The organism is Rhodococcus gannanensis (assembly GCF_042681175.1).
GTDB classification, from domain to species: Bacteria; Actinomycetota; Actinomycetes; order Mycobacteriales; family Mycobacteriaceae; genus Rhodococcus_G; species Rhodococcus_G gannanensis.
The window spans coordinates 206,318-230,952 of the sequence record NZ_JBHUFB010000010.1; the positions used below are offsets into that span (position 1 = coordinate 206,318).

General features: G+C 69.3%; 21 protein-coding genes. 4 read left to right on the forward strand and 17 right to left on the reverse strand.

The features are described 5' to 3' along the window. Positions 1-5 precede the first annotated feature (5 nt). The 14 genes from ACFSJG_RS11925 to ACFSJG_RS11990 all read right to left on the reverse strand — a co-directional run bounded on the left by ACFSJG_RS11925 (position 6) and on the right by ACFSJG_RS11990 (position 19,424). Positions 6-1,859: an ABC transporter ATP-binding protein/permease gene (locus tag ACFSJG_RS11925; protein ID WP_378485438.1), complete on the reverse strand. Its 1,854-nt coding sequence runs from the start codon at positions 1,857-1,859 to the stop codon at positions 6-8. Positions 1,860-1,943: 84 nt separating this feature from the next. Next, complete coding sequence (locus tag ACFSJG_RS11930; protein WP_378485439.1) at positions 1,944-3,080, reverse strand: cation:proton antiporter; 1,137 nt, start codon at positions 3,078-3,080, stop codon at positions 1,944-1,946. A gap of 30 nt (positions 3,081-3,110) precedes the next feature. After that, positions 3,111-4,025, reverse strand: coding sequence for an acyl-CoA thioesterase II (locus tag ACFSJG_RS11935; RefSeq protein WP_378485440.1), 915 nt, complete (start codon positions 4,023-4,025; stop codon positions 3,111-3,113). Then, positions 4,022-5,443 carry a pyruvate kinase gene (gene pyk / locus ACFSJG_RS11940; protein ID WP_378485441.1) on the reverse strand — a complete coding sequence of 474 codons (1,422 nt, stop codon included), beginning with the start codon at positions 5,441-5,443 and terminating at the stop codon, positions 4,022-4,024. The genes ACFSJG_RS11935 and pyk overlap by 4 nt, the downstream gene beginning before the upstream one ends. A 134-nt stretch (positions 5,444-5,577) precedes the next feature. Continuing rightward, entirely contained in the window at positions 5,578-7,083 is a 1,506-nt protein-coding gene (locus ACFSJG_RS11945; RefSeq protein ID WP_378485442.1) for a glutamate synthase subunit beta, read from the reverse strand. After that, complete coding sequence (gene gltB / locus ACFSJG_RS11950; protein WP_378485443.1) at positions 7,076-11,653, reverse strand: glutamate synthase large subunit; 4,578 nt, start codon at positions 11,651-11,653, stop codon at positions 7,076-7,078. Before gltB ends, ACFSJG_RS11945 begins: the two co-directional genes overlap by 8 nt. Before the next feature lie 173 nt (positions 11,654-11,826). Further along, positions 11,827-12,333, reverse strand: coding sequence for a TM2 domain-containing protein (locus ACFSJG_RS11955; RefSeq protein WP_378485444.1), 507 nt, complete (start codon positions 12,331-12,333; stop codon positions 11,827-11,829). 11 nt (positions 12,334-12,344) lie between these two features. Beyond that, positions 12,345-13,385, reverse strand: a complete 1,041-nt coding sequence (lgt, locus tag ACFSJG_RS11960) for a prolipoprotein diacylglyceryl transferase (RefSeq protein ID WP_378485445.1) — start codon at positions 13,383-13,385, stop codon at positions 12,345-12,347. Then, positions 13,382-14,185, reverse strand: coding sequence for a tryptophan synthase subunit alpha (trpA, locus tag ACFSJG_RS11965; protein WP_378485446.1), 804 nt, complete (start codon positions 14,183-14,185; stop codon positions 13,382-13,384). Before trpA ends, lgt begins: the two co-directional genes overlap by 4 nt. Further along, positions 14,182-15,432 (reverse strand): tryptophan synthase subunit beta, encoded by a 1,251-nt coding sequence (trpB, locus tag ACFSJG_RS11970; RefSeq protein WP_378485957.1) that lies wholly within the window; start codon positions 15,430-15,432, stop codon positions 14,182-14,184. Before trpB ends, trpA begins: the two co-directional genes overlap by 4 nt. Before the next feature lie 117 nt (positions 15,433-15,549). Continuing rightward, on the reverse strand, positions 15,550-16,359 hold the full coding sequence (trpC, locus tag ACFSJG_RS11975) for an indole-3-glycerol phosphate synthase TrpC (protein WP_378485447.1): 810 nt from the start codon (positions 16,357-16,359) through the stop codon (positions 15,550-15,552). An 84-nt stretch (positions 16,360-16,443) separates the two neighbouring features. Next, positions 16,444-17,124 (reverse strand): TIGR02234 family membrane protein, encoded by a 681-nt coding sequence (locus ACFSJG_RS11980; RefSeq protein ID WP_378485448.1) that lies wholly within the window; start codon positions 17,122-17,124, stop codon positions 16,444-16,446. Next, positions 17,117-18,691, reverse strand: a complete 1,575-nt coding sequence (locus ACFSJG_RS11985) for an anthranilate synthase component I (RefSeq protein ID WP_378485449.1) — start codon at positions 18,689-18,691, stop codon at positions 17,117-17,119. The genes ACFSJG_RS11980 and ACFSJG_RS11985 overlap by 8 nt, the downstream gene beginning before the upstream one ends. A gap of 46 nt (positions 18,692-18,737) precedes the next feature. Beyond that, positions 18,738-19,424: a hypothetical protein gene (locus tag ACFSJG_RS11990; protein WP_378485450.1), complete on the reverse strand. Its 687-nt coding sequence runs from the start codon at positions 19,422-19,424 to the stop codon at positions 18,738-18,740. 45 nt (positions 19,425-19,469) lie between these two features. Here ACFSJG_RS11990 and ACFSJG_RS11995 point away from each other — a divergent pair, with 45 nt between their 5' ends. Next, positions 19,470-19,922: a peroxiredoxin gene (locus ACFSJG_RS11995; protein ID WP_378485451.1), complete on the forward strand. Its 453-nt coding sequence runs from the start codon at positions 19,470-19,472 to the stop codon at positions 19,920-19,922. A 53-nt stretch (positions 19,923-19,975) separates the two neighbouring features. On the opposite strand, the gene ACFSJG_RS12000 is transcribed toward ACFSJG_RS11995, so the two are convergent. Further along, complete coding sequence (locus ACFSJG_RS12000) at positions 19,976-20,743, reverse strand: dioxygenase family protein (RefSeq protein WP_378485958.1); 768 nt, start codon at positions 20,741-20,743, stop codon at positions 19,976-19,978. A gap of 94 nt (positions 20,744-20,837) precedes the next feature. On the opposite strand from ACFSJG_RS12000, the gene ACFSJG_RS12005 reads away from it, so the two are divergent. Continuing rightward, positions 20,838-21,347: a MarR family winged helix-turn-helix transcriptional regulator gene (locus tag ACFSJG_RS12005; RefSeq protein WP_378485452.1), complete on the forward strand. Its 510-nt coding sequence runs from the start codon at positions 20,838-20,840 to the stop codon at positions 21,345-21,347. Position 21,348: 1 nt separating this feature from the next. On the opposite strand, the gene ACFSJG_RS12010 is transcribed toward ACFSJG_RS12005, so the two are convergent. Continuing rightward, on the reverse strand, positions 21,349-21,528 hold the full coding sequence (locus ACFSJG_RS12010; protein ID WP_043807475.1) for a tautomerase family protein: 180 nt from the start codon (positions 21,526-21,528) through the stop codon (positions 21,349-21,351). 116 nt (positions 21,529-21,644) lie between these two features. Here ACFSJG_RS12010 and ACFSJG_RS12015 point away from each other — a divergent pair, with 116 nt between their 5' ends. Together ACFSJG_RS12015 and nhaA are read left to right on the forward strand one after the other, a co-directional pair. After that, a complete protein-coding gene (locus ACFSJG_RS12015; protein WP_378485453.1) occupies positions 21,645-21,857 on the forward strand; it encodes a hypothetical protein in 213 nt (70 codons plus the stop codon). A gap of 153 nt (positions 21,858-22,010) precedes the next feature. Then, positions 22,011-23,315 (forward strand): Na+/H+ antiporter NhaA, encoded by a 1,305-nt coding sequence (gene nhaA / locus ACFSJG_RS12020; protein WP_378485454.1) that lies wholly within the window; start codon positions 22,011-22,013, stop codon positions 23,313-23,315. 10 nt (positions 23,316-23,325) lie between these two features. On the opposite strand, the gene ACFSJG_RS12025 is transcribed toward nhaA, so the two are convergent. Then, the gene (locus ACFSJG_RS12025) at positions 23,326-24,588 is read right to left on the reverse strand and encodes an APC family permease (protein WP_378485455.1); all 1,263 of its coding nucleotides are present in this window, start codon (positions 24,586-24,588) and stop codon (positions 23,326-23,328) included. Between the last annotated feature and the right edge of the window lie 47 nt (positions 24,589-24,635).

A 24,635-nucleotide genomic window follows, 5' to 3' on the forward strand; every position in this document is an offset into this window, starting at 1 on the left:
GACGCTCACACCGACACCAACGACAGTTCCCACGACCCGTCACCGGACAGTTCCAGTTGACGGGCGTGGTGTTGGTCGACGGTGCTGCGGTGGCTGACGCTGAACAGAATGCAGTCCGGGACCTCGGTGCGAATCAGGTCGTACAGCGAGTACTCGAGCCCCTCGTCGACGGCGGACGTCGCCTCGTCGAGGAACGCGACAGCCGGCCTGAGCAGCACGATCCGAGAGAACGCGATCCGTTGCTGCTCCCCCGGTGAGAGAATCTTCGCCCAATCCGCCTCCTCGTCGAGGCGGTCCACCAGGTTTCCGAGCTGCACCTTGCGCAGTACGTCCCGGATCCTGTCGTCATCGTGCTCCTCGACCGAACCGGGATAGGCCACAGCGGTGCGGAGGTCACCGAGGGGCAGGTACGGCATCTGCGACAGGAAGAGCGTCTCGCGCCCAGCAGGACGGCGAACGACACCCTCCGCGAAGGGCCACATCTGCGCGAGGCTCCGGAGCAGCGTCGTCTTCCCGCTCCCCGACTGGCCCTTGACGACGAGCGTGTCGCCGGGGGCCATCGTGAGGTCGAGGTCGGTCACCAGCGATGCGCCGTCAGGCGTCCGCACGCCCACGCGCTCGAGCTCCAGGCCGCCGTCCACATCGGCGGCGTCGAGGGACGGCAATGCTCTGGAGTCGTGGTTCGCGCGGCGGAGACCGTCGAGTCGGATCAGCGACGCACGATACCCGGCGAAGGTGTCGTACGACTCGCGGAAGAACGACAGGGAGTCGTGCACCTGGCCGAACGCCGTAGCGGACTGGGTGACGTCACCGAGGGTGATGGTCCCCGAGAAGAAGCGCGGCGCCTGGATCAGTATCGGAAACACGACCGCGACCTGATTCACACCCAGATTCCAGCCGTTGAACTTCAGCGTCCGGTAGACGATCTGCCAATAGTTCCGCAGGACCGCGGCGAATCGGGTGAGCAGTCCCTGCCGTTCGACACCTTCCCCACGGTAGAACGCGACGTTCTCCGCGCCGTCCCGAACCCGGACCAGCGCGTACCGGAAGTTGGCGGTGAGCCGCTCGTTCCAGAAGTTGAGCTGGATGAGCGGCCGCCCCAGCCAGAACGCCACGATCGTCGAGAACAGCACGTATGCGAACACGAGGAACACCATGGCCCGGGGAACCTCGGTGCCGAACAACGTCATCGGACCGGACAGGTCCCACAGGATCTTCGTGAAGGACACCAACGAGACGAGTGCTCCGACGGCGCCCATCGACAACGATCGGGAGATCTGCACGAAATCGGTGACATCCTGCTGGATTCGCTGATCGGGGTTGTCGATGGTGGCGTCGACGAAACGGTCCCGATAGAAGGCGCGACCTTCGAGCCAGTCGGTGGTCACGTGGTCGGTGAGCCATCGCCGCCACCGAATGTCGAACGCCTGGCCCACGTAGAAGTCGAGGAGCGAGCGTGCGACGTGAATGGTGGCGAGGATCGCGAAGACGACCACGCTTGTCCAGAACGCCGATTTGGCCGCATCGAGGGCGGTCGCGTCGCCCTGGGCGAAGGCTTGCGCAGCGAGTTGCAGCGCCGTGTACATGTCGTTGCCCTGGTACGACAGCAGCACCGTCATCCGGACCGCGAACACGGTCATGAACAGGACTACCGCAAGCAGCGCCCACGTGGGGGCGCTGTCGCGGCCGGTGAAATAGTCGCCGCTGATCCGCCAGAACTGCCTGCCCCACCGGGTGTATCGCAGCAGCAGCACGGCGGCGAGGACGAAACAAACGGCGGAGATCCCGAACGCCTCCAGGATCCACCGCAGGCTGTTCCACAATTCGTGATTCCAGTCCAGCGAAGAAGATTCGGACATTCGCGCCCCTCCTCAGACGGTGGGCAGTGCGCGAATTCTACCTCCGCAGCGGTCGCGGTGTCCGAGAAAGTGCAGGTCGCGGGCTCACCGACGCACCATCCCGCGGCGCCCCGCGAGGCCACCCGCGATCGCGGCAATCCCGATCGTGACGAGTGCGCCCAGCAACAGAGCCGGCGCCTCACCCGGCGCGAACAGCCCCAACTGGGTACCGACCGTGGCCGCTGCCACCGGAATTCCGAGCTGGGCTGCGGACAGCGCCGCCAGCGGCAGCGGCTGACCGAGCAGTCGCGCCACGGCGTGCACCAGCACCGCCGACACACCGAGTGCGACACCGAGTCCGATGTACGACGGCGCCAGGGCGAGTGCGCGCAGATCCAGGGACGCGCCGAGCCAGACGAAGAACAGCGGCCCGAGGAAGCCCTCGGTGACACCGAACAGTTGCCGAGCCAACCGGCGTGGCTCACCGACCGCCGACAGGGCGAGCCCGAGGGCGAATCCGGCGAGCATCACCGACACGTGCATCGACGTCGCGACCGCCGCGAGCCCGAACAGCAGGATCAGGTTCACCCGCAGCTCCAACGCGAACCCGCGCTGCTCCGAGACGCGATGCAGCCGATCCTGAAGGCCGCTGCGGACCATCGCCCTGAATGCGAGGTACACGAGCGCGCCACCCGCTGCGACGACCACCGCGCCCAGTGCCGCCCTCGGCGCCCGGCCCGGGTCGATCACGAGCGGCAGTGCCACGATGCACGCGGCATCCGCAACGGCCACCTGCGCGACGGTGTCGACGACCGAGGCCCCGCCGAGGCGCAGCGAGTCGACGATCGGCAGCACCAGCGCCGCCGACGAGGAGGCGACGAGCACCGCGTACAGTCCGGCCTTGCCGGTGCCGAACGCGGCGGCGAGCGCGATTCCCACGGGGACCGCGGCCACACCGACGACGACGGCTCGGAGCACACCGCGCCGAAGCGCCGGCCGGATCGCGGTGTCGCGCATCGGGACGTGGGTTCCGGCCACGAACATCACGAGCGCGAACCCGATGTCCGCCAGGAACGACAGGATCGGGTCGGTCGCGTCGACGAGGTGCAGTCCGCTGATCCCGATCAGCATTCCGGCGGCGAGCTCGCCGAGAACGACGGGCAGGTTCCAGCGCCGTCGGGCGGCGAGCAACGGGCCGAGCAGCGCGACCGCCGCGATCAGTGCGAGCGTCCCGAATCCCACCGGCCACTCACCTCCGCCGGGTGCCGCCGGTCAACCCCGTTTCGGGAAGTGCCGGATCATTCCCTCCTGGACCACGGTCGCGAGCAGCTCACCGTCATGCGAGAAGAAGCGACCCGTCGCCAGCCCGCGCGAACCGGAGGCCACCGGGGACTCCGTGGCGTAGAGCGCCCATTCGTCGAAGCGGAGCGGCCGGTGGAACCAGATCGAGTGGTTGACGGTCGCCGCGACAATGCGGTCCAGGCCCCAGGACAACCCGTGCGTGGTGATGATCGAATCCAGCACGGTGGTGTCGGAACCGTAGGCCAGGGCCGCGGCGTGCAGCCGACCGTCGTCCGGGAGCGGACCGTCGGTGCGCATCCACACCCGGTTGTGCCCGAGGGTCTCGCCGGTTCCCTTCAGGATCCACGCCGGGTCGTTGGCGTACCGCATGTCGATGGGCCGCAGCGCCCCGACGAAATGCGGAAGGGTGTCCTCGAACCCGACAAGCCGCTCGCCGATGGTCGGAAGCGTCTCCGGTCCGGGCACGTCGGGCCGCGCGACGGCGTGTTCGAGGCCGCGACCGTGCTCCTGGAATGCGACGAGCGCGACGGACAGCTCGCGACCGTCCTGGACTGCGGTGACCTGACGGTTGGCCAGCGCCCGGCCGTCGCGGAAGCGCTCGACGTGGTACTCGATCGGTTCCTTGACGTCTCCGCCGCGGATGAAGTGCACGTTCACGACGTGCAGCGGCCGATCACCGTCGACGGTGCGGCCGGCCGCGATCATCGACTGCGCGACCAACTGCCCACCGAATGTGCGGCTGCCGAGTTGTCTCCCCGTCGGATGAATGCCCAGGAAGGAGTTCTCGCCGGTCTGTTCGAGATCGAGCAGACCGAGCAGCGTCTCCAGGTCCTGGCCGCGTTCCTCCGCCCTCGGGCTCACGACGTCGGCACCCGCATCACTCACGTATGGTCCTCTTCCCCGATCCGATGGACGTGAATCAGATTGGTGGAGCCTACGGTGCCGGGCGGGGATCCGGCGACGATCACGACGAGATCACCCTTGTTGTACCGGCCGAGGGACAGCAACGCGGTGTCGACCTGGCGAATCATGATGTCGGTCGACGAGACCCCCGGAACCAGGAAGGTCTCGGTGCCCCACGTCAGGGCGAGCTGGCTGCGCACCTCGGGCAGCGGAGTGAACGCCAGCAGCGGCAGCGGAGTGTGCAGGCGCGCGAGCCGGCGAACCGTGTCGCCCGACTGGGTGAACGCCACCAGCGCCTTGGCGTCGAGCCGCTCGCCGATGTCGCGGGCGGCGTAGGAGATGACCCCTCGCTTGGTGCGCGGCACGTGGGTGAGCGGCGGGACGCGCGTCGATTCGGTCTCGATGGCCTCGACGATGCGGGCCATCGTCTCGACGGTCTCGATCGGGAACTTGCCGACGGACGTCTCACCGGAGAGCATGACGGCGTCCGCGCCGTCGAGCACCGCGTTCGCGACGTCCGACGCCTCGGCGCGGGTGGGACGGGAGTTCTCGATCATCGAATCGAGCATCTGCGTCGCCACGATGACCGGCTTGGCGTTCTCGCGTGCGATTTGGATGGCCCGCTTCTGGACGAGCGGAACCTGCTCCAGCGGCAGCTCGACACCGAGGTCGCCACGGGCAACCATCACCGCGTCGAACGCCAGCACCACGGCCTCGAGGTTCTCGATCGCCTCCGGCTTCTCCAGCTTCGCGATGACCGGAACCCGGCGACCCACACGGTCCATCACCGCATGCACGAGCTTGACGTCGGCGGGCGAGCGGACGAAGGAGAGCGCGATGAAGTCCACCCCGAGCCCGAGCGCGAACTCGAGGTCCTCGATGTCCTTCTCCGACAATGCGGGCACCGAGACGTTCATCCCGGGCAGGGAGACGCCCTTGTTGTTGCTGACCGGTCCGCCCTCGGTGACGATGCAGACGACGTCGTTGCCCTCGACGCGATCGACAGTGAGACCGACTTTGCCGTCGTCGACGAGGAGGCGGTCACCGGCTTTCGCGTCCGCGGCGAGTTCCTTGTAGGTGGTCGAGACCCGGTCGTGCGTGCCGTCGCACTCGTCGACGGTGATGCGGACCTCCTCGCCGTTCTCCCACACCGTCGAGCCGGTGGCGAAGCGTCCGAGCCGGATCTTCGGGCCCTGCAGATCGGCCAGGATACCGACGGCCTTCCCGGCGGCGTCCGACGCGTCCCGCACGAGGTCGTAGTTGTGCTCGTGATCGGCGTGCTCGCCGTGGCTGAAGTTGAGTCGGGCCACGTCCATGCCGACCTCGACGAGTTCCCGAATCTTCTCCTCGGTCGCCACCGCGGGCCCCAGGGTGCACACAATCTTTGTTCGTCGAGTCACGCGGTCGAGCCTAGTCGGTGAACCGATTCAGTTCTATTCGCGGTCGGTGAACACAACGAACTCGTGCGGAGCGTTCACCGCGGCGTCACCTCGGTGTACGCCGCATCCCGGTGCAGCCCGCCCCGCCGCACAGCTCACAACACCTGCAGGGGAAGGGCGGTCGGCCGCACCGGCGCCGGGAGATCCGAATTCCCGGTGAGGAATCCGTCGACCGCGTTGGCGACCGACCGACCCTCCGCGATCGCCCACACCACCAGCGAGGCGCCGCGGTGCGCGTCGCCGCAGACGAACACCCCCGGTGCCGTCGTCTGCCAGTCGGGCCCGCAGGAGATCACACCGCGGTCCGTGAGCGTCAACCCCAGGCCGTCGAGCAGGGCACTGTGTTCGACTCCCTCGAATCCGATCGCGAGAAGTGCCAGCTCGCAAGGCAGTTCGACTTCCTCACCGATCGGTGCGACGTGCCTGCGTCCCTCGGCGTCACGCGTCACCCGGACCTCCGCCAGCGACATGGCGCGCACCCGACCACGCTCGTCCCCCAGAAAACGTTGCACCGCAACCTCGTAACGCCGGGTTCCCCCTTCGGCATGGGCGGGTGACGTCCGCAGCACCATCGGCCAGGACGGCCAGGGCGATCGCTCCTCGTCACGCACCACCGGCGCCTCCGGGTGGTAGTCGAGCTGCGTCACGGACAGCGCGCCCTGCCGGTGGGCGGTGCCGAGGCAGTCGGCTCCGGTGTCGCCGCCACCGATGATCACCACGTGTTTGCCGTGCGCCGTCACCGGGCTCACTCCATCGCCCTCGCACTCACGGTTCGCGAGGACGAGGTGCTCCATCGCCAGGTGGATGCCGTCCAGCTCCCGGCCCCGCACGTCCGGATTGTCCCGGGCCCGGAGCGCACCGACCGCGAGCACGACCGCGTCGAACCGCTCCCGCAGCTGCGTGACCGTCACGTCCGTGCCGACCTCGCAGTCCGTGACGAACCGGGTTCCCTCGGAACGCATCTGGTCGATCCTGCGGTCGATGACACCCTTGTCCAGCTTGAAGGCGGGGATGCCGTAGCGGAGGAGCCCGCCGAGCCGGTCGTCCCGCTCGAACACGGTGACCTCGTGGCCGGCCCGCGTGAGTTGTTGCGCGGCGGCGAGCCCACCCGGTCCGGACCCGACCACCGCGACCCGACGGCCGGTGGTCACCGTCGCCGGCGCAGGTGTCACCGCCTCCGCCTCGAACGCGGCGTCGGCGATGGCCTGCTCGATCCGTTTGATGGTCACGCTGCCGCCGGTGTCGTTCTCCGCGATCGACAGCACACACGCCGCCTCGCACGGGGCGGGACAGATACGACCCGTGACCTCGGGAAAGTTGTTGGTCGCGTGAAGCCGGTCGGAGGCCGCGTCCCACCTACCGCGCCGCACCAGGTCGTTCCACTCCGGAATCAGGTTGCCGAGTGGGCATCCCGCGGACCCCGAGTGGCAGAAGGGGATACCGCAGTCCATGCAGCGTGTCGCCTGCTGCGCCACGTCCGCGGCGCGTTCCGCCGCGGATTCCTCCGCCCCGACCTCGGCCCAGTCGCGCACCCGTTCCGCGACCGGTCGTTTCGGCGCCTCCCGCTTGTTCACGGTGAGGAATCCGTGCGGGTCAGCCACGAGCGGCCTCCATGATCGCCGTGTCGACGTCCCGGCCTTCCGCTCGCGCCAGTCGGCCCGCCTCGAGGACCCGCCGGTAGTCGATCGGGAGCACCTTCGTGAACAGGGCCGCCCGCCGGGACCAGTCGGCGAGTATCGACGCCGCGACCGGCGAGCAGGTGCGCTCCCGGTGCTGCAGGACCGCGCCGCGCAGCCACTCCAGATCGTCCGGGTCGAGTGCCTCGAGCGTGACCATCGCCGTGTTGACGTCGGCCGGGTCCAGGTTCAGCACGTAGGCGATTCCACCGGACATTCCTGCCGCGAGATTGCGGCCCGTCGGCCCGAGGATCACCACCCGGCCACCGGTCATGTACTCGCAGGCGTGGTCCCCGACGCCCTCGACGACGGCGACGGCACCGGAGTTGCGCACAGAGAAGCGCTCCCCCACCTGTCCACGGGCGAACAACTCCCCGGACGTCGCCCCGTAGAGCAGCGTGTTCCCCGCGATCACCTGGTCCTGCGCATCGAACGGCGCGTCGTCCGCGGGCCTCAGCACGATGCGACCACCCGACAGTCCCTTGCCGACGTAGTCGTTCGCATCGCCGGTCAGTGCGATGGTGACGCCCGGCGGTAGGAACGCCCCGAGCGACTGACCGGCCGATCCCGTCAGTTCCACCACGATCGTGTCGTCCGGGAGGCCTGCGGCACCGTAGTGCCGGGTCACCTCGGCGCCGAGGAGGGTGCCGACGGTGCGGTTGACATTGCGGACCGGGAGCCGCAGACGCACCGGCCGCGCATCCTCGAGTGCCCCCTCGGCGAGTTGGATCAGGCTGCGGTCCAGGGCTTCCGACAGCCCGTGGTCCTGTTCCCGGATCCGGCGCCGCTGCGGCAGCCGCTGTCCGTCGGCGTCCGTGGGTACCACGAAGATCGGCGAGAGGTCCAGTCCCCGACTCTTCCAGTGCGCCACCCCCTCCGCCGTCTCCAGCAGATCGGCGCGTCCGATCGCCTCGTCCAGGCTGCGCAGGCCGAGCCGCGACAGGTGCTCGCGGACCTCCTCCGCGACGAACCGGAAGAACTCCTCGACGAACTCCGGCTTGCCGGTGTAGCGCGAACGGAGCACCGGATTCTGGGTGGCGACGCCGACCGGGCAGGTGTCGAGATGACAGACCCGCATCATGATGCACCCGGCCACGATCAGCGGTGCCGTCGAGAATCCGTACTCCTCGCCGCCGAGCAGCGCCGCGACCATCACGTCGCGGCCGGTACGCAGCCCGCCGTCGCACTGGACGGTGATCCGGTCGCGGAGCCCGTTGAGCACCAGCGTCTGCTGGGCGTCGGCGAGCCCGATCTCCCAGGGTGCGCCTGCGTGTTTGAGCGAGGTGAGCGGCGAGGCGCCGGTGCCGCCGTCGTTCCCCGAGATCAGCACGACGTCGGCGTGGGCCTTGGCCACGCCGGCCGCGACGGTTCCCACTCCGACGGAGCTGACGAGCTTGACGTGCACCCGTGCGCGATCGTTGGCGTTCTTGAGGTCGTGGATGAGCTGGGCCAGGTCTTCGATGGAGTAGATGTCGTGATGTGGTGGCGGCGAGATCAGTCCGACGCCGGGCGTCGAGTGCCGCGTGGAGGCCACCCACGGGTACACCTTGAACGGCGGCAACTGTCCACCCTCTCCCGGCTTCGCGCCCTGCGCCATCTTGATCTGGATGTCGGTGGCGTTGACGAGGTAGTCACTGGTGACGCCGAAGCGTCCACTGGCGACCTGCTTGACCGCGCTCCGGCGCAGCGGATCGCGCAGCCGGTCGGCGGTCTCGCCTCCCTCTCCGGTGTTCGATCGCCCTCCGAGCCTGTTCATGGCGACTGCCATCGTCTCGTGGGCCTCCGCCGAGATGGACCCGTAACTCATTGCGCCGGTGTTGAACCGGGCGACAATGGACTCGACAGGCTCGACCTCGTCGAGTGGGACCGGGGACGTGACCCCCTCCCGGAAGCGGAACAATCCACGCAGTGCGCCGCCGCGTTCGGCGAGAGCGTTGACGGTGTCGCTGTAGCGGGTGAACACCTCGCGACGTCCGGTGCGGGTGGCGTGCTGGAGCAGGAACACCGTCTCGGGGGTGAACAGGTGGAGTTCGCCGTCGCGCCGGTACTGGTACTCACCGCCGACGTCGAGACGCTGGAAGGCGCGGTCGCTCGGGTTCGACGGATGCGCGAGACGGTGCCGGGCCCTGACCTCCTCGGCGAGCACGTCGATACCGACACCGCCGAGCGTCGACACAGTCCCGGTGAAGTACTCGTCCACCAACACACGGTCCAGGCCGACCGCCTCGAAAACCTGTGCGGCGGTGTAGGACCCGACCGTCGAGATCCCCATCTTGGACATCACCTTCAGCACGCCCTTGCCGAGGGCGGTCAGGTAGTTCCGGACGGCGACCTGCGGCTCGAGGCCGGTCAACTCGCCTTCCCGGACCAGGTCCTCGATGGTCTCCATGGCCAGGTACGGGTTGACGGCGGCCGCACCGAAACCGATCAGGAGCGCCACGTGGTGGACCTCGCGGGCGTCGCCGGACTCCACGACGAGCGCAACCCTGGTGCGTTCCTTCGTTCGGATCAGATGGTGGTGCACCGCCGACACGGCCAGCAACGAGGGGATCGGGGCCAGCGCGGAGTCGGCGTCGCGGTCCGAGATGACGAGCGTGCGGTATCCGGCGGCGATGGCCGCGCTCGCACGTGCCCGGAGATCCTCGATCGCGTCGGTCATTCCGTCGGCCCCGCGCTCCACCTCGTAGCGGGCGCGCAGCACCGTCGCCGCCAATCCCGGGTGGTCGCCTTCGTCGTCGATGTGGACGATCCGGTTCAGAGCGCCGTTGTCGAGCACCGGCCAGGGCAGGACGATCTGCCGGCACGATGCCGCGCTCGGGTGCAGGAGGTTCTGCTCCGGTCCCATCACCCGAGCGAGTGAGGTGACGACTTCCTCCCGGATCGCGTCCAACGGCGGATTCGTGACCTGGGCGAACAGCTCCACGAAATAGTCGTAGAGCAGGCGCGACCGCTGCGACAGCACCGCAATCGGGGTGTCCGTGCCCATCGATCCGATCGGCTCGCCGCCGGACGCGGCCATCGGCGCGAGCAGGACCCGCAGCTCCTCCTCCGTGTAGCCGAACGCGATCTGCCTGCGGACCACCGACTCGTGTGGGTGCACCGCCGGAGGGCGGTCCGGCAGTTCGTCGAGCGACAGCAGTCCCGCGTACAACCACTCCGAGTAGGGCTGCGCGGCCGCCAACTCCTCCTTGACCTCGCGGTCGGGGACGATCCTGCCCGCGGCGGTGTCGACCAGGAACATCTGCCCGGGCTCGAGGCGGCCCTTCGCGACGACCCGTGCGGGGTCGATGTCGAGCACTCCGGACTCGCTTGCGAGGACGACACGTCCGTCGTCGGTGCGCCACCACCGCCCGGGCCGCAGCCCGTTGCGGTCGAGCACGGCCCCGACCCGCACACCGTCGGTGAAGGTCACGCACGCCGGTCCGTCCCAGGGTTCCATCAAGGAGGCGTGGTAGCGGTAGAAGTCGCGGCGGGCGGCGGTCATCGTGCGGTCGTTCTCCCACGCCTCCGGGATCATCATGAGCACCGCGTGCGCGACGCTGCGGCCACCGAGATGGAGCAGTTCGAGAACCTCGTCGAACGACGCGGAGTCCGACGCCTCGGGAGTACAGATCGGGTACAGCCGGGACAGGTCACCGGGGATCAGGTCGGACGCGAGCATCGCCTCGCGCGCCCGCATCCGGTTCCGGTTTCCGCGGACCGTGTTGATCTCCCCGTTGTGCGCGACGTACCGGAACGGATGCGCGAGCGGCCACGACGGGAACGTGTTGGTGGAGAAGCGACTGTGCACGAGGGCGATCGCGCTGCGGCACCGCTCGTCGCGCAGATCCGGGAAGAACACGGGCAACTGTGTGGTGGTCAGCATCCCCTTGTAGACCATCGTCCGTGCCGACAGCGACGGGAAGTACACACCCGGCGTCCCGTCGGCGGCGTGCTGCTCGGCGCGCTTGCGCACGGGATAGACGAGGCGGTCGAGCTCCAGCCCCGACGGCCGCCCGCCCGACGGTCCCGCGGGCGCCGCGACGAACAGCTGGCTCATGTGCGGCATACAGTCGCGTGCGCCGGCGCCCACGTCGGCACCGTCCGGATCGACCGGGACGTCGCGCCAGCCGAGGACCTGGAGGCTCTCCTCGGCGGCGATCGACTCGACGCGCCGCACCGCGGCAGCCCGCGCAACGTCGTCCCGTGGCAGGAAGCAGATACCCGCCGCGAACGTCGCGGCACCGGAAGCGTCCGGACCGGGCAGCGGGAACCCCGCGACCGCGGTCAGCAGGTCGACGGGCAACTGCAGGAGGATGCCCGCTCCGTCGCCGCTGTTCGGCTCCGAGCCTGCGGCACCGCGGTGGTCGAGGTTCGCCAGCGCGAGCAGGCCGTCGGCGACGATGCCGTGGCCCGCCCTTCCGTGGATGTCCGCGACCATCGCGACCCCGCAGGAATCGGATTCGCGCGCCGGGTCGTACAGGCCCTGCGGTGCGGGTATTCGGGAGAACTGCACCTGGACACCTCCACGGGAGGCCACCGTCACGGGCACGTGGCCCCGAGGCAGGCGGCGACCGGTGTGGCGCACAGGGAGGGAGTCGGCCGAGCGTCACACTCGGGTGCGCACAGTTTAGCAGCGCGAATGGGCCGTGGAGCAGGCCGAATTTCGGGGACCCAACCCGCCCGTTCTCAGCTGCGGAGCTTGCGTCCGTAGGGGTCGCGAACGTTGCCCGCGAGCATGAGGATGCCGTCGATGACCGACCAGAACCAGATCGCGATCATGAACGGAATGCCGATCAGCAGCAGCGACATGAACATCGCGACGAACATGCCGAGCAATTGGATGAGTCCGATGGTGGTGCTGCCGATGTAGATGCGGCCCACCCCGCAGATGCCGGCAAAGGGAAGCAGTACCTGGAGCAACCCACCCGCGAGCCGCGACTTGTCGGACAGCGGCTCACCGGTCACCGGGTCCCGACCGAACGGCGCGCCCGCGTCGGCGGGCGGGTAGCCGTATCCCGGCACGGCGGGGAACTGCTGGGTTGCGCCGGGCGACGCGAAGTCGCGCGGGCCTCCCGCCGCCGGGTGCGGCGGGAACACGGGGTCGGGTTTCGGCGGGTACTGCTCCTCGAAATCGGGATAGAACGAGCGTCCCGACTCGATGCGTTCCTGCCAGTCGTCTGCCGGACCGGTCACGTGGTCTCTCCTCAGCTGCTCGACGACTCGGTGCTCGCGGCACCTCCGCCGGAGGAACCCTCACCGGGCCCCTCGTCACTCTGCCCAGTGTCCGCTTCGGCGGGCTTCTCCGCACCATCCGGTTCGGCGGAGGGACCGGAGTCCTTCGTCTCCTCCGGATGATCCGCCAGGTACTGCTCGCGGGCCTTCCCGATCCGCAGTTCGGCCGGCGTCTCACGACCCTTGGTTGCGAGCACGAAGTAGGCGATCGCGAGCGCGAACACGATCGCGGACGTGAACGAGTTGATGCGAATTCCGGCGATGTGGGTCGCGTGGTCGTCGCGCATGAGCTCGACGAAGAACCGTCCCAGGCTGTAGCCGGCGGCGTAGAGCGCGAACAGTCGTCCGTGTCCGATCCGGAACCGGCGGTCCACCACGACCAGCAGGATCACGATCAGCACGTTCCAGATCAGCTCGTACAGGAACGTCGGGTGCACGACCTTCTCGACGACACCGTTGGACGTTCCGGCGAGCTGGTCGAGACGACCGGCGTCGTTGACCCGCTCGTAGATCTCCAGGCCCCACGGGACGGTCGTCTCCCGGCCGTACAGCTCCTGGTTGAACCAGTTGCCGACGCGGCCGATGGCCTGCGCCAACAGGATTCCGGGTGCGATCGCGTCACCGAGCGCCGCGACGGAGACGCCCCGCTGGCGGCAGCCGATCCAGGCGCCGACGGCACCGAAGGCGACGGCACCCCAGATTCCGAGGCCTCCCTGCCAGATCTTCAGTGCGTCACCGGGATTCCCGCCCTCGCCGAAGTAGGTGCTCCAGTCGGTGAGGACGTGGTACAGCCGGCCGCCGATCAGACCGAACGGCACCGCCCAGATGGCGACGTCGAGAACGGTGCCCTTCTCGCCACCACGCGCCACCCAACGGCGGTCGCCCCACACCACCGCGACGACGATGCCGACGATGATGAAGAACGCATAGGCGCGCAACGGAAACGGACCGATTTCCCACACACCCTGCGGCGGGCTGGGGATGTAGGCGAGCAGATCGACAGTGGACGTCACGACGCCACGGTAGCCGAACGGACACCGGCCGCGAGGTCGGCGGTGAGCGCCCGCACCGCGTCCGGGCCCTCACCGGCAGCGGTGACGAGCGCGGACCCGACGATGACGGCGTCCGCGTAGGCCGCGATCTCCGCCGCCTGCGCACCCGAACGAACACCGAGCCCGACACCGATCGGGATGTCGGAGTGCGCACGAACCCGCGCGACGATCTCCGGGGCCCGGTTGTCGACGGCGTCGCGGGCGCCGGTGACGCCCATCGTCGAGGTCGCGTACACGAATCCGCGGCAGGAGTCGACGGTCATCGCGAGCCGCTCGGCGGTGGAACTGGGTGCCACGAGGAAGATGCGTCCCAGCCCGTACTTGTCGGAGGCCGCGATCCAGTCGGCGGCCTCGTCGGGAATCAGGTCCGGGGTGATGATGCCGAGACCGCCCGCGGCAGCGAGGTCACGGGCGAACTCCTCGACGCCGTACTTGAGCACGAGGTTCCAGTACGTCATGACGACGGCGGCCCCGCCCGCGTCGGTGACGGCCTTGACTGCCGGGAACACGTCACGCACACGCACACCGGCGGCGAGCGCCGCGTTGGCCGCGTTCTGGATCGTGGTGCCGTCCATGACGGGATCGCTGTAGGGGATGCCGACCTCGACGAGGTCGCAGCCGCCCTCGACGAGCGTGACGACGGCCTCGATGGACTTCTCGACCGTCGGATAGCCGACCGGGAGGTAGCCGACCAGCGCGGCGCGCTTCTCGGCGCGGCAGGTCGTGAAGATCTCGGTGAGGCGTTCGTGCGGGGCGCTCACTGCGCGGCTCCTTCGGTGTCGGTGCTGTCGGTGGGCAGGTACCCGAACCACTTGCCTGCGGTGTCGACGTCCTTGTCGCCGCGACCCGAGAGGTTCACCAGGACGATCGCTCCCTCGCCGAGTTCCCTGCCGAGTTCGAGCGCACCCGCGACGGCGTGCGCGGATTCGATCGCCGGAATGATGCCCTCGGTGCGGCACAGCAGCCGGAACGCTTCCATCGCGTCGGTGTCGGTGGCCGACCGGTACTCGGCTCGCCCGGTGTCGGCGAGCCACGAATGTTCCGGTCCGACACCGGGATAGTCGAGTCCGGCCGAGATCGAGTGCGATTCGACGGTCTGCCCGTCCTCGTCCTGAAGCAGGTACGAGTACGCCCCGTGCAGCGCGCCGTGGGAACCGCCGCCGATCGTCGCGGCGTGCCGGCCGGTGTCGACGCCGTCGCCCCCCGCCTCGATGCCGACCAACTTCACCGACGGGTCGTCGATGAAGGGGTGGAAGATGCCGATGGCATTGGACCCGCCACCGACGCACGCCACGACGGCGTCGGGCAGGCGACCGGTCAGCGCACTGACCTGGGCGCGCGCTTCGAGGCCGATGATGCGCTGGAAGTCCCGGACCATCGCGGGGAACGGGTGCGGACCGGCGGCGGTACCGAAGCAGTAGTAGGTGTTGTCGGCGTTGGTGACCCAGTCGCGCATCGCCTCGTTGATGGCGTCCTTGAGTGTGCGCGAGCCCGTCACCGCGGCGACGACCTCGGCGCCGAGCAGTCGCATGCGCGCGACGTTCAGGGCCTGCCGTTTGGTGTCGACCTCACCCATGTACACGAGGCATTCGAGACCGAAGAGCGCGCACGCGGTCGCGGTCGCGACGCCGTGCTGGCCGGCACCCGTCTCGGCGATGATCCGGGTCTTCCCCATGCGCTTGGCGAGCAGCACCTGCCCCAGCACGTTGTTGATCTTGTGCGAACCGGTGTGATTGAGGTCTTCGCGCTTGAGGAACAGCCGCGCACCACCTGCGTGCTCACTGAGCCGGGTCGCCTCGTAGACCGGCGAGGGTCGACCCGTGTAGTCACGCTGGAGACGGTCGAGCTCGGCCAGGAATCCCGGGTCGCTGCGTTCCTTCTCGTAGGCGGCGGTGACCTCTTCGATCACGGCCATCAGAGCCTCGGGGAGGTACCGACCACCGAAGACCCCGAAGTGTCCGGCGGCATCGGGTTCGTGCGCGCTGGGGACGGCCACGGCCTCGCTCATGAGCGGCAGGCCCTGGTTCGTGCTGGGGAAGCCCTTGGCGGAAAGTACGGGATCGTCTGCAGTCACCTGTTCAGTCTGCCCTAGGGCGGACCGACCGGGTCCGGACGGGTAGGACTGTCAGCGGGCGGGCTTCGGGCAGGACGGGTGTGTCCCGGCTGCGACCAGATCCTTGACGGCCGTGCGGGGGTCGCCGCTGGTGACCAGACCCTCGCCGACGAGCACGGCGTCGGCTCCGGCGCCCGCGTAGGCGAGCAGGTCCGCGGTGCCCCGGACGCCGGACTCGGCGATCTTGACGACGCGGCTCGGCAGGCCCGGTGCGATGCGGGCGAAGGTGTCACGGTCGACCTCGAGGGTCTTCAGGTTGCGGGCGTTGATTCCGATGACACTCGCACCCGCCTCGAGGGCGCGGTCGGCCTCTTCCTCGGTGTGTACCTCGACGAGGGCGGTCATGCCCAGCGACTCGGTCCGGTCGAGCAGCGACGCGAGGGTGTTCTGGTCGAGCGCCGCCACGATCAGGAGGATCACGTCCGCGCCGTGGGCACGGGCCTCGTGGATCTGGTAGGGGCCGACGATGAAGTCCTTGCGCAGGACCGGGATCGACACGGCCTTCCGGACGGCGTCGAGGTCCGCGAGCGACCCCTTGAAGCGCCGCTCCTCGGTGAGCACGCTGATCACACGCGCCCCACCCTCCTCGTACGCGCGGGCCAGCGAGGCCGGGTCGGCGATCGTGGACAGCTCGCCCTTCGACGGGCTTGCGCGCTTGACCTCCGCGATGACACCGATGCCGTCGGCCCGGAGCGCGGCGGCCGCGTCGAGTGCGGGCGATGCAGCTGCGGCGGCGGCCTTCACGGCGGCGAAGTCGAGCTGGGATTCGCGAGCGGCGACGTCGGCGCGCACCCCGTCGAGAATCGAATCGAGAACTGTCATCGCGTCCCGAGTCCTTTCTGGGCAGTTGCCGATTGTGAGAAACGTCATCCGTCCGAGCAAGCCTAGATGCCGCCCATGTCTTGACTAACGGCGGGTGTCCGTGCCTCTGTCCGAACCCGGTCCGTCCTGGTCGTCGGTGTCGTCGTCGGTGGGGTCGTCGCCCGCGTCGAGCGCGTCCCACAGGACCCGCTGGCTCGGCGGTTCACTGGATTCCCGGCGCTTGACCGCCTCGTCGCGTCGCGCGGCCGGTGCCGCGTACTTGGCCGACAGGCCCGTGCTGACCGATGCGCGCCGCAGCAGCAGCACCGCGGCCACGAGCGCCACGACTCCCCCGGCGATCACCAGCACCGCGGGACCGGTGGACACCGCGGTGCTCGTCACCTCCGCCCGGTCGGGCAGTTCCGCGAGCCGTCCGGCGCGATCGGCGTCGACGTCGGAGACGAGCATCGTCACCGCGGGGACGATCGCCGCGACCGCGACGACGGCCACCAGGACCGCCAGCACCCGCAACGCCCATCCTCGGACCGCGAAGGACGCCGCGATCGCGGCGAGCAGGGCGAGCGCCAGCGGGGTGGTCGCCGCCGCCCAGGTCCCGCCGATCAACGCCGTCGTGCGTGCCTCGCCGAGTCCGTCGAACGAGTCCACCTGCACCCACGTCATCCGCGAGGACGCCCAGAGGCACAGTGCGGCCACCGCCAGCAGCAGCGCGGGCAGCGCCGCGGCGGCAGGCGACCTCCTGGCGGGAGCCGGCTCGGCGTCAGTCATCGCCGCCGCCGATGGTGTGGAGGGTGCCCGCGGCAGCGATCGCGCTGAGCGCGGACATGGCCTTGTTCCGTGCCTCGGTGTCCTCGTAGACGGGATCGGAGTCGGCGACGACACCCGCGCCCGCCTGCACGTAGGCGACGCCGTCCTTCACGAGTGCCGAGCGGATCGCGATGGCGGTGTCCGCGTCGCCGGCGAAGTCGAGGTAGCCGACGATGCCGCCGTAGATGCCGCGGCGGGTGGGTTCGAGCTCGTCGATCAACTCCATCGCCCGGACCTTGGGCGCGCCGGACAAGGTGCCTGCCGGGAAGCAGGCGGTGACGGCGTCGAGCGCGTGCTTGCCGTCCGCCAGCCGACCGGTCACGGTCGAGACCAGGTGCATGACGTGGCTGTAGCGCTCCACGTGCCGGTAGTCGTGCACCTTCACGGTGCCGGGCTCGCAGACCCGACCGAGGTCGTTGCGCCCGAGGTCGACGAGCATGAGGTGCTCGGAGTTCTCCTTCTCGTCCGCGATCAGGTCCTTCTCCAGCAGGAGGTCCTCCTCCTCCGTGTCGCCGCGCCAGCGGGTGCCCGCGATGGGGTGCGTGGTGGCGGTGCCGTCCTTGACGGTGACCAGCGATTCGGGGCTGGACCCGACGATCGCGAAGGCGGTGCCGCCGTCGCCGTCCGGGACGTTGACGAGGTACATGTACGGGCTCGGGTTGGAGGCGCGGAGCATGCGGTAGATGTCGACGGGAGCGGCGTCGGTGTCCATCTCGAACCGTTGGGAGAGCACCACCTGGAAGGCCTCGCCCGCTTCGATCTCCGAGATCAGGCGGCGGACGTCGGCACCGAACTCCTCGGTGGTCCGCTGGCGACGGAACTCGGGGGCGGGAGTCGTGAACGCCGAGACGGTGGACGTCGAGGGCGCACCGAGCGCCCGGGTCATCTCGTCGAGACGGGCAACCGCGTCGTCGTAGGCTTCGTCGACCCGCTCGTCGCTGCCGTCCCAGTTGACGGCGTTGGCGATCAGCGTGATCGCGCCCTCGTGGTGGTCGACCGCCGCGAGATCGGTGGCGAGCAGCATCACCATCTCGGGGATGTGCAGGTCGTCCACTGCGTGGCTGGGGAGCCGTTCGAGACGTCGGACGACGTCGTAGCCGAGAAATCCGACCATGCCGCCCGTCAGCGGCGGCATGTCCGGCAGGTGCTCACTGCGCAGGAGTTCGAGGGTCTGTCCGAGTGCCGCGATCGGATCACCACCGGACGGCGCGCCCGCGGGGACGTTGCCGTACCAGGCGGCTTCGCCGTCGACGACGGTCAGTGCGGCGGGCGAACCGACGCCGATGAAGGACCAGCGCGACCACGAGCGTCCGTTCTCGGCCGATTCCAGCAGGAACGTGCCGGGTCGGTCGGCCGCCAGCTTGCGGTACGCGGACAGTGGAGTTTCGGAGTCCGCCAGCACCTTTCGGGTCACGGGCACGACCCGGTGTTCGGCCGCGAGCGCCCGGAACTGGGCGCGGCTGGTGGTGGCTGCGGTCGTGTCGGCTGCGGCGGACACGGACGGGACGGTGGTTGGCTCGCCGGACATGGGGTCAATCATCGCAGGAGCGGTCGGAGGCGATTGCGATGGCCGCCTACCAGAGCGCACGATCCATCGGCCTGGGAAGCGGCTGGAGGACTCCGGCGTCACGCAGGAGCCCGGCCACCCGCACGACCGCGTCCGGTCCCCCACTCGTCGCGACGACGACGCCACCCACGAGCGCCTCCCGACGTGCGGCCCCCAGGTCGTCCGGCAGCCGGGCGCCGCGCCGCGCCGACAGGTAGGCGAGCCGGCCGATCGCCGGATCGTCGACCGCGAATCCGCCGTCGTCCTCGAGCGCGTCGAGGATGTCGTCGTCCGTCACGTCCCCGAAATCCGGTTCCCACGCGAGCACCACGGCCGCGAGGAGTCGGGCCTCGGGGAGCGCGACCCCGTCGGGTGAGGTGATGCCGATCACGAGTGACTGCAGCAGGTATTCGGGGGCTCCTCCCGCCAGCCCGCTCACCTCGATCTCACCGCCCGCCGTCGTGGTTCGGATCAGACGCAGCCCGGTCCCGATCACGTCCGACCACCCTTCTGCGGCCTCGGCCGCCCGCAGTGCTCCGAGCAGTGGCGCGCGCTCCGGAGGGAGAGCAGTGGGCGGCCCCGACGCATGCACGTGCTGCCAACCGGCGCCGGGCAGCAACTCGTCGATCGCCGTCAGTGTCGCCAGCCAACGGTCGGCGACCTCGTCGAGCGATTCGGGCCGTGGCCCCCAGAAGCCCCGCACGATCGTCCGCATCCGCCGACCGTATTCGATGTGGGCCGAGCCACGTACTCTCGGCGCATGAATCCCGGTGACAAGGCACCCGACTTCGCGCTTCCCGATCAGTCCGGCACGGTCCGGACGCTGAGCGAGCTCGTCGCGGACGGGCCGCTCGTGCTGTTCTTCTACCCTGCCGCGAACACGCCCGTGTGCACGGCGGAGGCCTGCCACTTCCGTGACCTGGCGGACGAGTTCGCCGCCGTCGGTGCCTCGCGCGCGGGAATCTCGACGGATGCGGTGGAGACGCAGTCGTCGTTCGCGGCGGCGAAGTCGTTCGACTACCCGCTGCTGTCGGACGTCGGCGGCGCGGTCGCCGAGCAGTTCGGTGTGAAGCGCGGCCTGCTGTCGAAGTTCATGCCGGTGAAACGGACCACCTTCGTGATCGGCACCGATCTCACGATTCAGAAGGTGATCGCCAGCGAGCTGAAGGCCAACACACACGCCGATCAGGCTCTGGAGTTCCTCAAGCGCTGACGCACCTGTGCGCACTTCCGGTAGTCCCCACTACCGGAAGTGCGCACAGGCCGTCAGGCAAATTGCAGTGAGCGCTTCGACAGACCCATCCAGAATCCGTCGACGACCTGGTCGGGTTCCTGTTCGGCGTCGCTGGAGGCGCCGAGCGCGACGAACAGCGGCGCGAAGTGTTCGATGGTCGGGTGCGCGTAGGGCATGCCCGGCGCTGCGTTGCGGAAGTCGACGAGGGCGTCGACGTCGCCTGCCGCGAAGCGCTCGGCGGCCCAGGCGTCGAATTCCTGCGACCAGCCGGGGGCAGCGGCGTTCGGCGTCCAGTCGCGCAGGAACGGCAGACCGTGGGTGGTGAAGCCGGATCCGACGACGAGCACCCCCTCGTCCCGCAAGGGCCGCAGGCGCTCGCCGAGGTGGAGCAGCCGCGCCGGGTCGAGGGTCGGCAGGGAGATCTGCAGGACCGGAATGTCGGCGGCCGGATACATGACGGTCAGCGGCACGTACGCACCGTGGTCGAGTCCCCGGTCCGGCAGGTGGTACACCGGTTCGTCGTCGGGCATCAGTGCGGCGACGGTGCGTGCGAGGTCGGGCGCACCGGGCGCGGCGTAGCGCACACGTCGGTACTTGGGATCGAATCCGCCGAAGTCGTAGACGAGCGGGGTGCCGGTGGTGACGGTTCCGATGGTCAGCGGTGCGGATTCCCAGTGCGCGGACACGATGAGGATCGCCTTCGGCCTGGGCAGGTTGTGCGACCAGGCCGCGAGTTCGGAGACCCACAGTTGGTCGTCGACGAGCGGCGGTGCACCATGGCTCAGGTACAGCGTCGGCATGGCGAGATCCGGCATGTCCACTCCTATAGGTTGAAGCTTCAACTAATATAGGAGTCAACGCACCGTTTCGACAAGTATTCCCAGGGGGTGCCGGATGGCCGAGGCAGAGGAAACGCAACGCGGCGGCGACGCACCGCGCTGGCTCACCGACGAGCAGCAGCAGGCGTGGCGCGAACTCGTCGCGCTGTGCACCCGGCTTCCCGCCGCCCTCGACACCCAACTCCAGCGCGACGCCGGAATCAGCCACTTCGAGTACTTCGTGCTCGCCGTCCTGTCCGAGGCGCCGAAACGGCGACTCCAGCTCAACGTCCTCGCGACGGAGGCGAACGCCTCGCTCTCGCGCCTGTCCCACGTGGTCACCCGCATGGAGAAGGCCGGCTGGGTCCGCCGGGAGCCGATCGTCGGCGGACGCGGCTCGTACGCCGTCCTCACCCCGGCCGGCCACGCGAAGGTGGTGGCCACGGCTCCCGGCCACGTCGAGACGGTGCAGGCACTGGTGTTCGACGGACTCGACGACGACCAGGTCCGCACGCTGCTCACGCTCGGTTCGACGATGGTCACCCAACTCGACCGGACCATCGCCGGCGGCACCGGCAAGGCCTGACTCAGGCCAAAGGCGTACCGCCCACCCCCCAGTTCTCGCCCTGAACCTCGGTGATGGTGACCCAGACCTTGTCCGGGTTCTTGCCCGCGGCCTCCGCATAGGCAGCGGTCACCGCCTCGATCACGGCGCGCTTCTGCTCGGTGGTGAGCCCGGGGGTCTGGGTGATCTGAATCATCGGCACACGGGAAACTGTGCCACAGCGCGTGGGGCGGACCCCTCGACGATCGGCTCCGGCCGACCATCACCGGAGAGCGGACGGTGCCGGAACTCCAGGTCGTCAGCCGGTAAGGTCGAACCATGCAGAGTGCCGACACCAGCGTCTCCTGGGGTCCGCACGAGCCTTCTCGGATCCGGGACTCCCGCTGCACGACACGGGCCGGCGCACTTCGGCGGCCGACTCGACTGCTGTTCGACGAGAACAAACTTCCCGGCGGAACCAACGGTTACACGACGTCCTGGGGCACCAATGCACACGGCAAGATGGCCGGCTGCCCACCGTCGCGCACCTGACGGCCACGCATCGACCACCTTCCGGTTCGTCCCCCGAACGGACGGCACGGCCGGTCGCGTGGCTGCCACGCGCCGCCGTCCGGGACCGTCGCCACGGTTCGCCGCGACCGCCGTCGCCCCCATGGCGGCCGACGGTCCACACGGGAAGTTCTCATGAGTCGACCATTCGCAAACCTGCCACTCTTCAGCCCGGGTTCCTGGCCCGAGACCTCGCGCATCGCAACGATTCTCCGCAAGGAAACCGTCGGCGGCATCCTGCTGCTGATCGCCGCGACCGTCGCCCTCGTCTGGGCGAACTCGCCGTGGTCCGACATGTACTACGAGATCAGCGATTTCACGGTCGGGCCGGAGAGCCTGCACCTGAACATGCCGCTGTCGCTGTGGGCGGCCGATGGACTGCTGGCGATCTTCTTCTTCGTCGTCGGACTCGAACTCAAACGTGAGTTCGTCGCCGGCGACCTGCGCGACCCACGGCGCGCCGCGCTGCCCGTCATGGCCGCGATCGGCGGCATGCTGGTGCCAGCCGCCATCTTCGTCGCGATCACACTCGGCGCCGGCGACGGCGCCACCCACGGCTGGGCCATCCCGACCGCGACGGACATCGCATTCGCCGTGGCCATCCTCGCGGTGATCAGTTCACACCTGCCGCTCGCGTTGCGCACGTTCCTGCTGACGCTGGCGGTGGTCGACGACCTGCTGGCGATCACCGTCATCGCGGTCTTCTACACCGACGAGATCAACCTCGCCTATCTCGGCCTCGCGCTGATTCCGCTGGCCCTGTTCGCGCTCGCCGTCCAGAGACGCATCCGCGCGTGGTGGATCCTCATCCCCCTCGCCGTCGCCACCTGGGCCCTGCTCCACCAGTCCGGCATCCACGCCACCATCGCGGGTGTCGCGCTCGGCCTCACTGTGCCCGTCCTCCGCAGCGACAAGGCGGGTGGCCCCGACGCGGGTCCCGGTCTCGCGGAACACTTCGAACACCGGATCCGGCCGTTCTCCGCTGGATTCGCGGTGCCGGTGTTCGCGTTCTTCGCCGCGGGTGTGACGGTCGGCGGGATCGACGGATTCGTGAACACCCTCACCGACCCGGTCGCCATCGGCATCATCGCCGGCCTCGTGGTGGGCAAGGCGGTCGGCATCACGGGAGCGAGCTACCTGACGGCGAAGGTGACCCGCACCGGCCTCTCCGAGGGACTGCGGTGGCTCGACGTCGCCGCGGTCGCGCTGCTCGGCGGTATCGGATTCACCGTGTCACTCCTGATCGGCGAGCTCGCCTTCGTCGGCGACGAGACCCGGATCGACCACGTCAAGGTCGGTGTCCTCGTCGGCAGCATCGTGTCGGCACTGCTCGCGACCATCGCGCTCAGAATCCGTAACCGGGCCCATCGCGAACTGTACGAGCGGCAGACCGACGACAGCGACAACGACGGAATCCCGGACGTCTACCAGCATCCGTGACCGAGCGGCGTCACCGACCCGTCCGGAGCTGACCCGCCCGAACGCCGTGGACGAGGGCACCCACCGCGAGGACACCCGCCCCCACCAGCACCGACGCCGCAGGCAGGGTGGCGGCGAGAACAAGGCATCCGGCGATCCCGACGACGGGCACGATTCGCGGCGGGCGACGCTCCGCACGAGTGAGGGTCCACGCCGAGGCGTTCGCGATCGCGTAGTAGACGAGCACGCCGAACGACGAGAATCCGATGACCTCGCGAACATCGACCGTCAATACCAGGATCACGGCGACCACACCGACCGAGACCTCGGCGCGGTGGGGAACGCCGTACCTGGGGTGGACCGCCGCGAGGACGTGCGGAAGCCGGTGGTCGCGGGCCATCGCGAACATCGTTCGTGACACGCCCAGGATCAGGGACAGCAACGACCCCAGCGCAGCGATCGCTGCCCCGGCCACCACGACCGGCACCAGCAAGTCGGTACCGACCTCCCGAACCGCATCGACCAGGGGCGCCGACGAAGACGCGAGCCCATCGGCCCCGAGCACGAGGAGCAGGGAGACCGCGACCACCGAGTACACGGCGAACGCGAGGCCGAGAGCGATTCCGATCGCCCGGGGAATCGTCCGCTTCGGATCGCGGACCTCCTCCCCGAGGGTGGCGATGCGCGCGTAGCCGGCGAACGCGAAGAACAGCAGACCGGCCGCCTGGAGCACGCCACCCACCGTCGCGTCGGACTCGACCGCCAGGGATCCGGACGACAGGGCCCCGGATCCCAGCGCCGCCGTCACGACCGCCGTGAGTACGACTGCAACGAACACGACGATCATGCGGGTCACGGTGGCGGACTTGGCGATTCCGCGGTAGTTCACGGCGGTCAGCGCCACAACGGACACGGCTCCGATCACGCGCGCATGGTCGGGCCACACGTAGACGCCCACGGTGAGCGCCATCGCGGCGCACGACGCCGTCTTACCCACGACGAAACCCCAGCCCGCGAGGAAACCCCAGAACTCGCCGAGCCGCTCCCGCCCGTAGACGTAGGTTCCGCCGGACGTCGGATAGCGTGCCGCCAGGCGTGCCGAGGACGTCGCATTGCAGTAGGCGACGACCGCTGCGACGGCCAGTCCGACCAGCAATCCCGAACCTGCGGCCCGCGCTGCAGGAGCGAGCGCCACGAAGATTCCTGCACCGACCATCGAGCCGACACCGATCACGACGGCGTCCGCGAGGCCCAGACTTCGCCGCAACTCACCGCTTCCCCCAGGAATGACCACGGTGGACGATGGTATCGACGCCGAACCGACCACCGCCCGACGAGCGC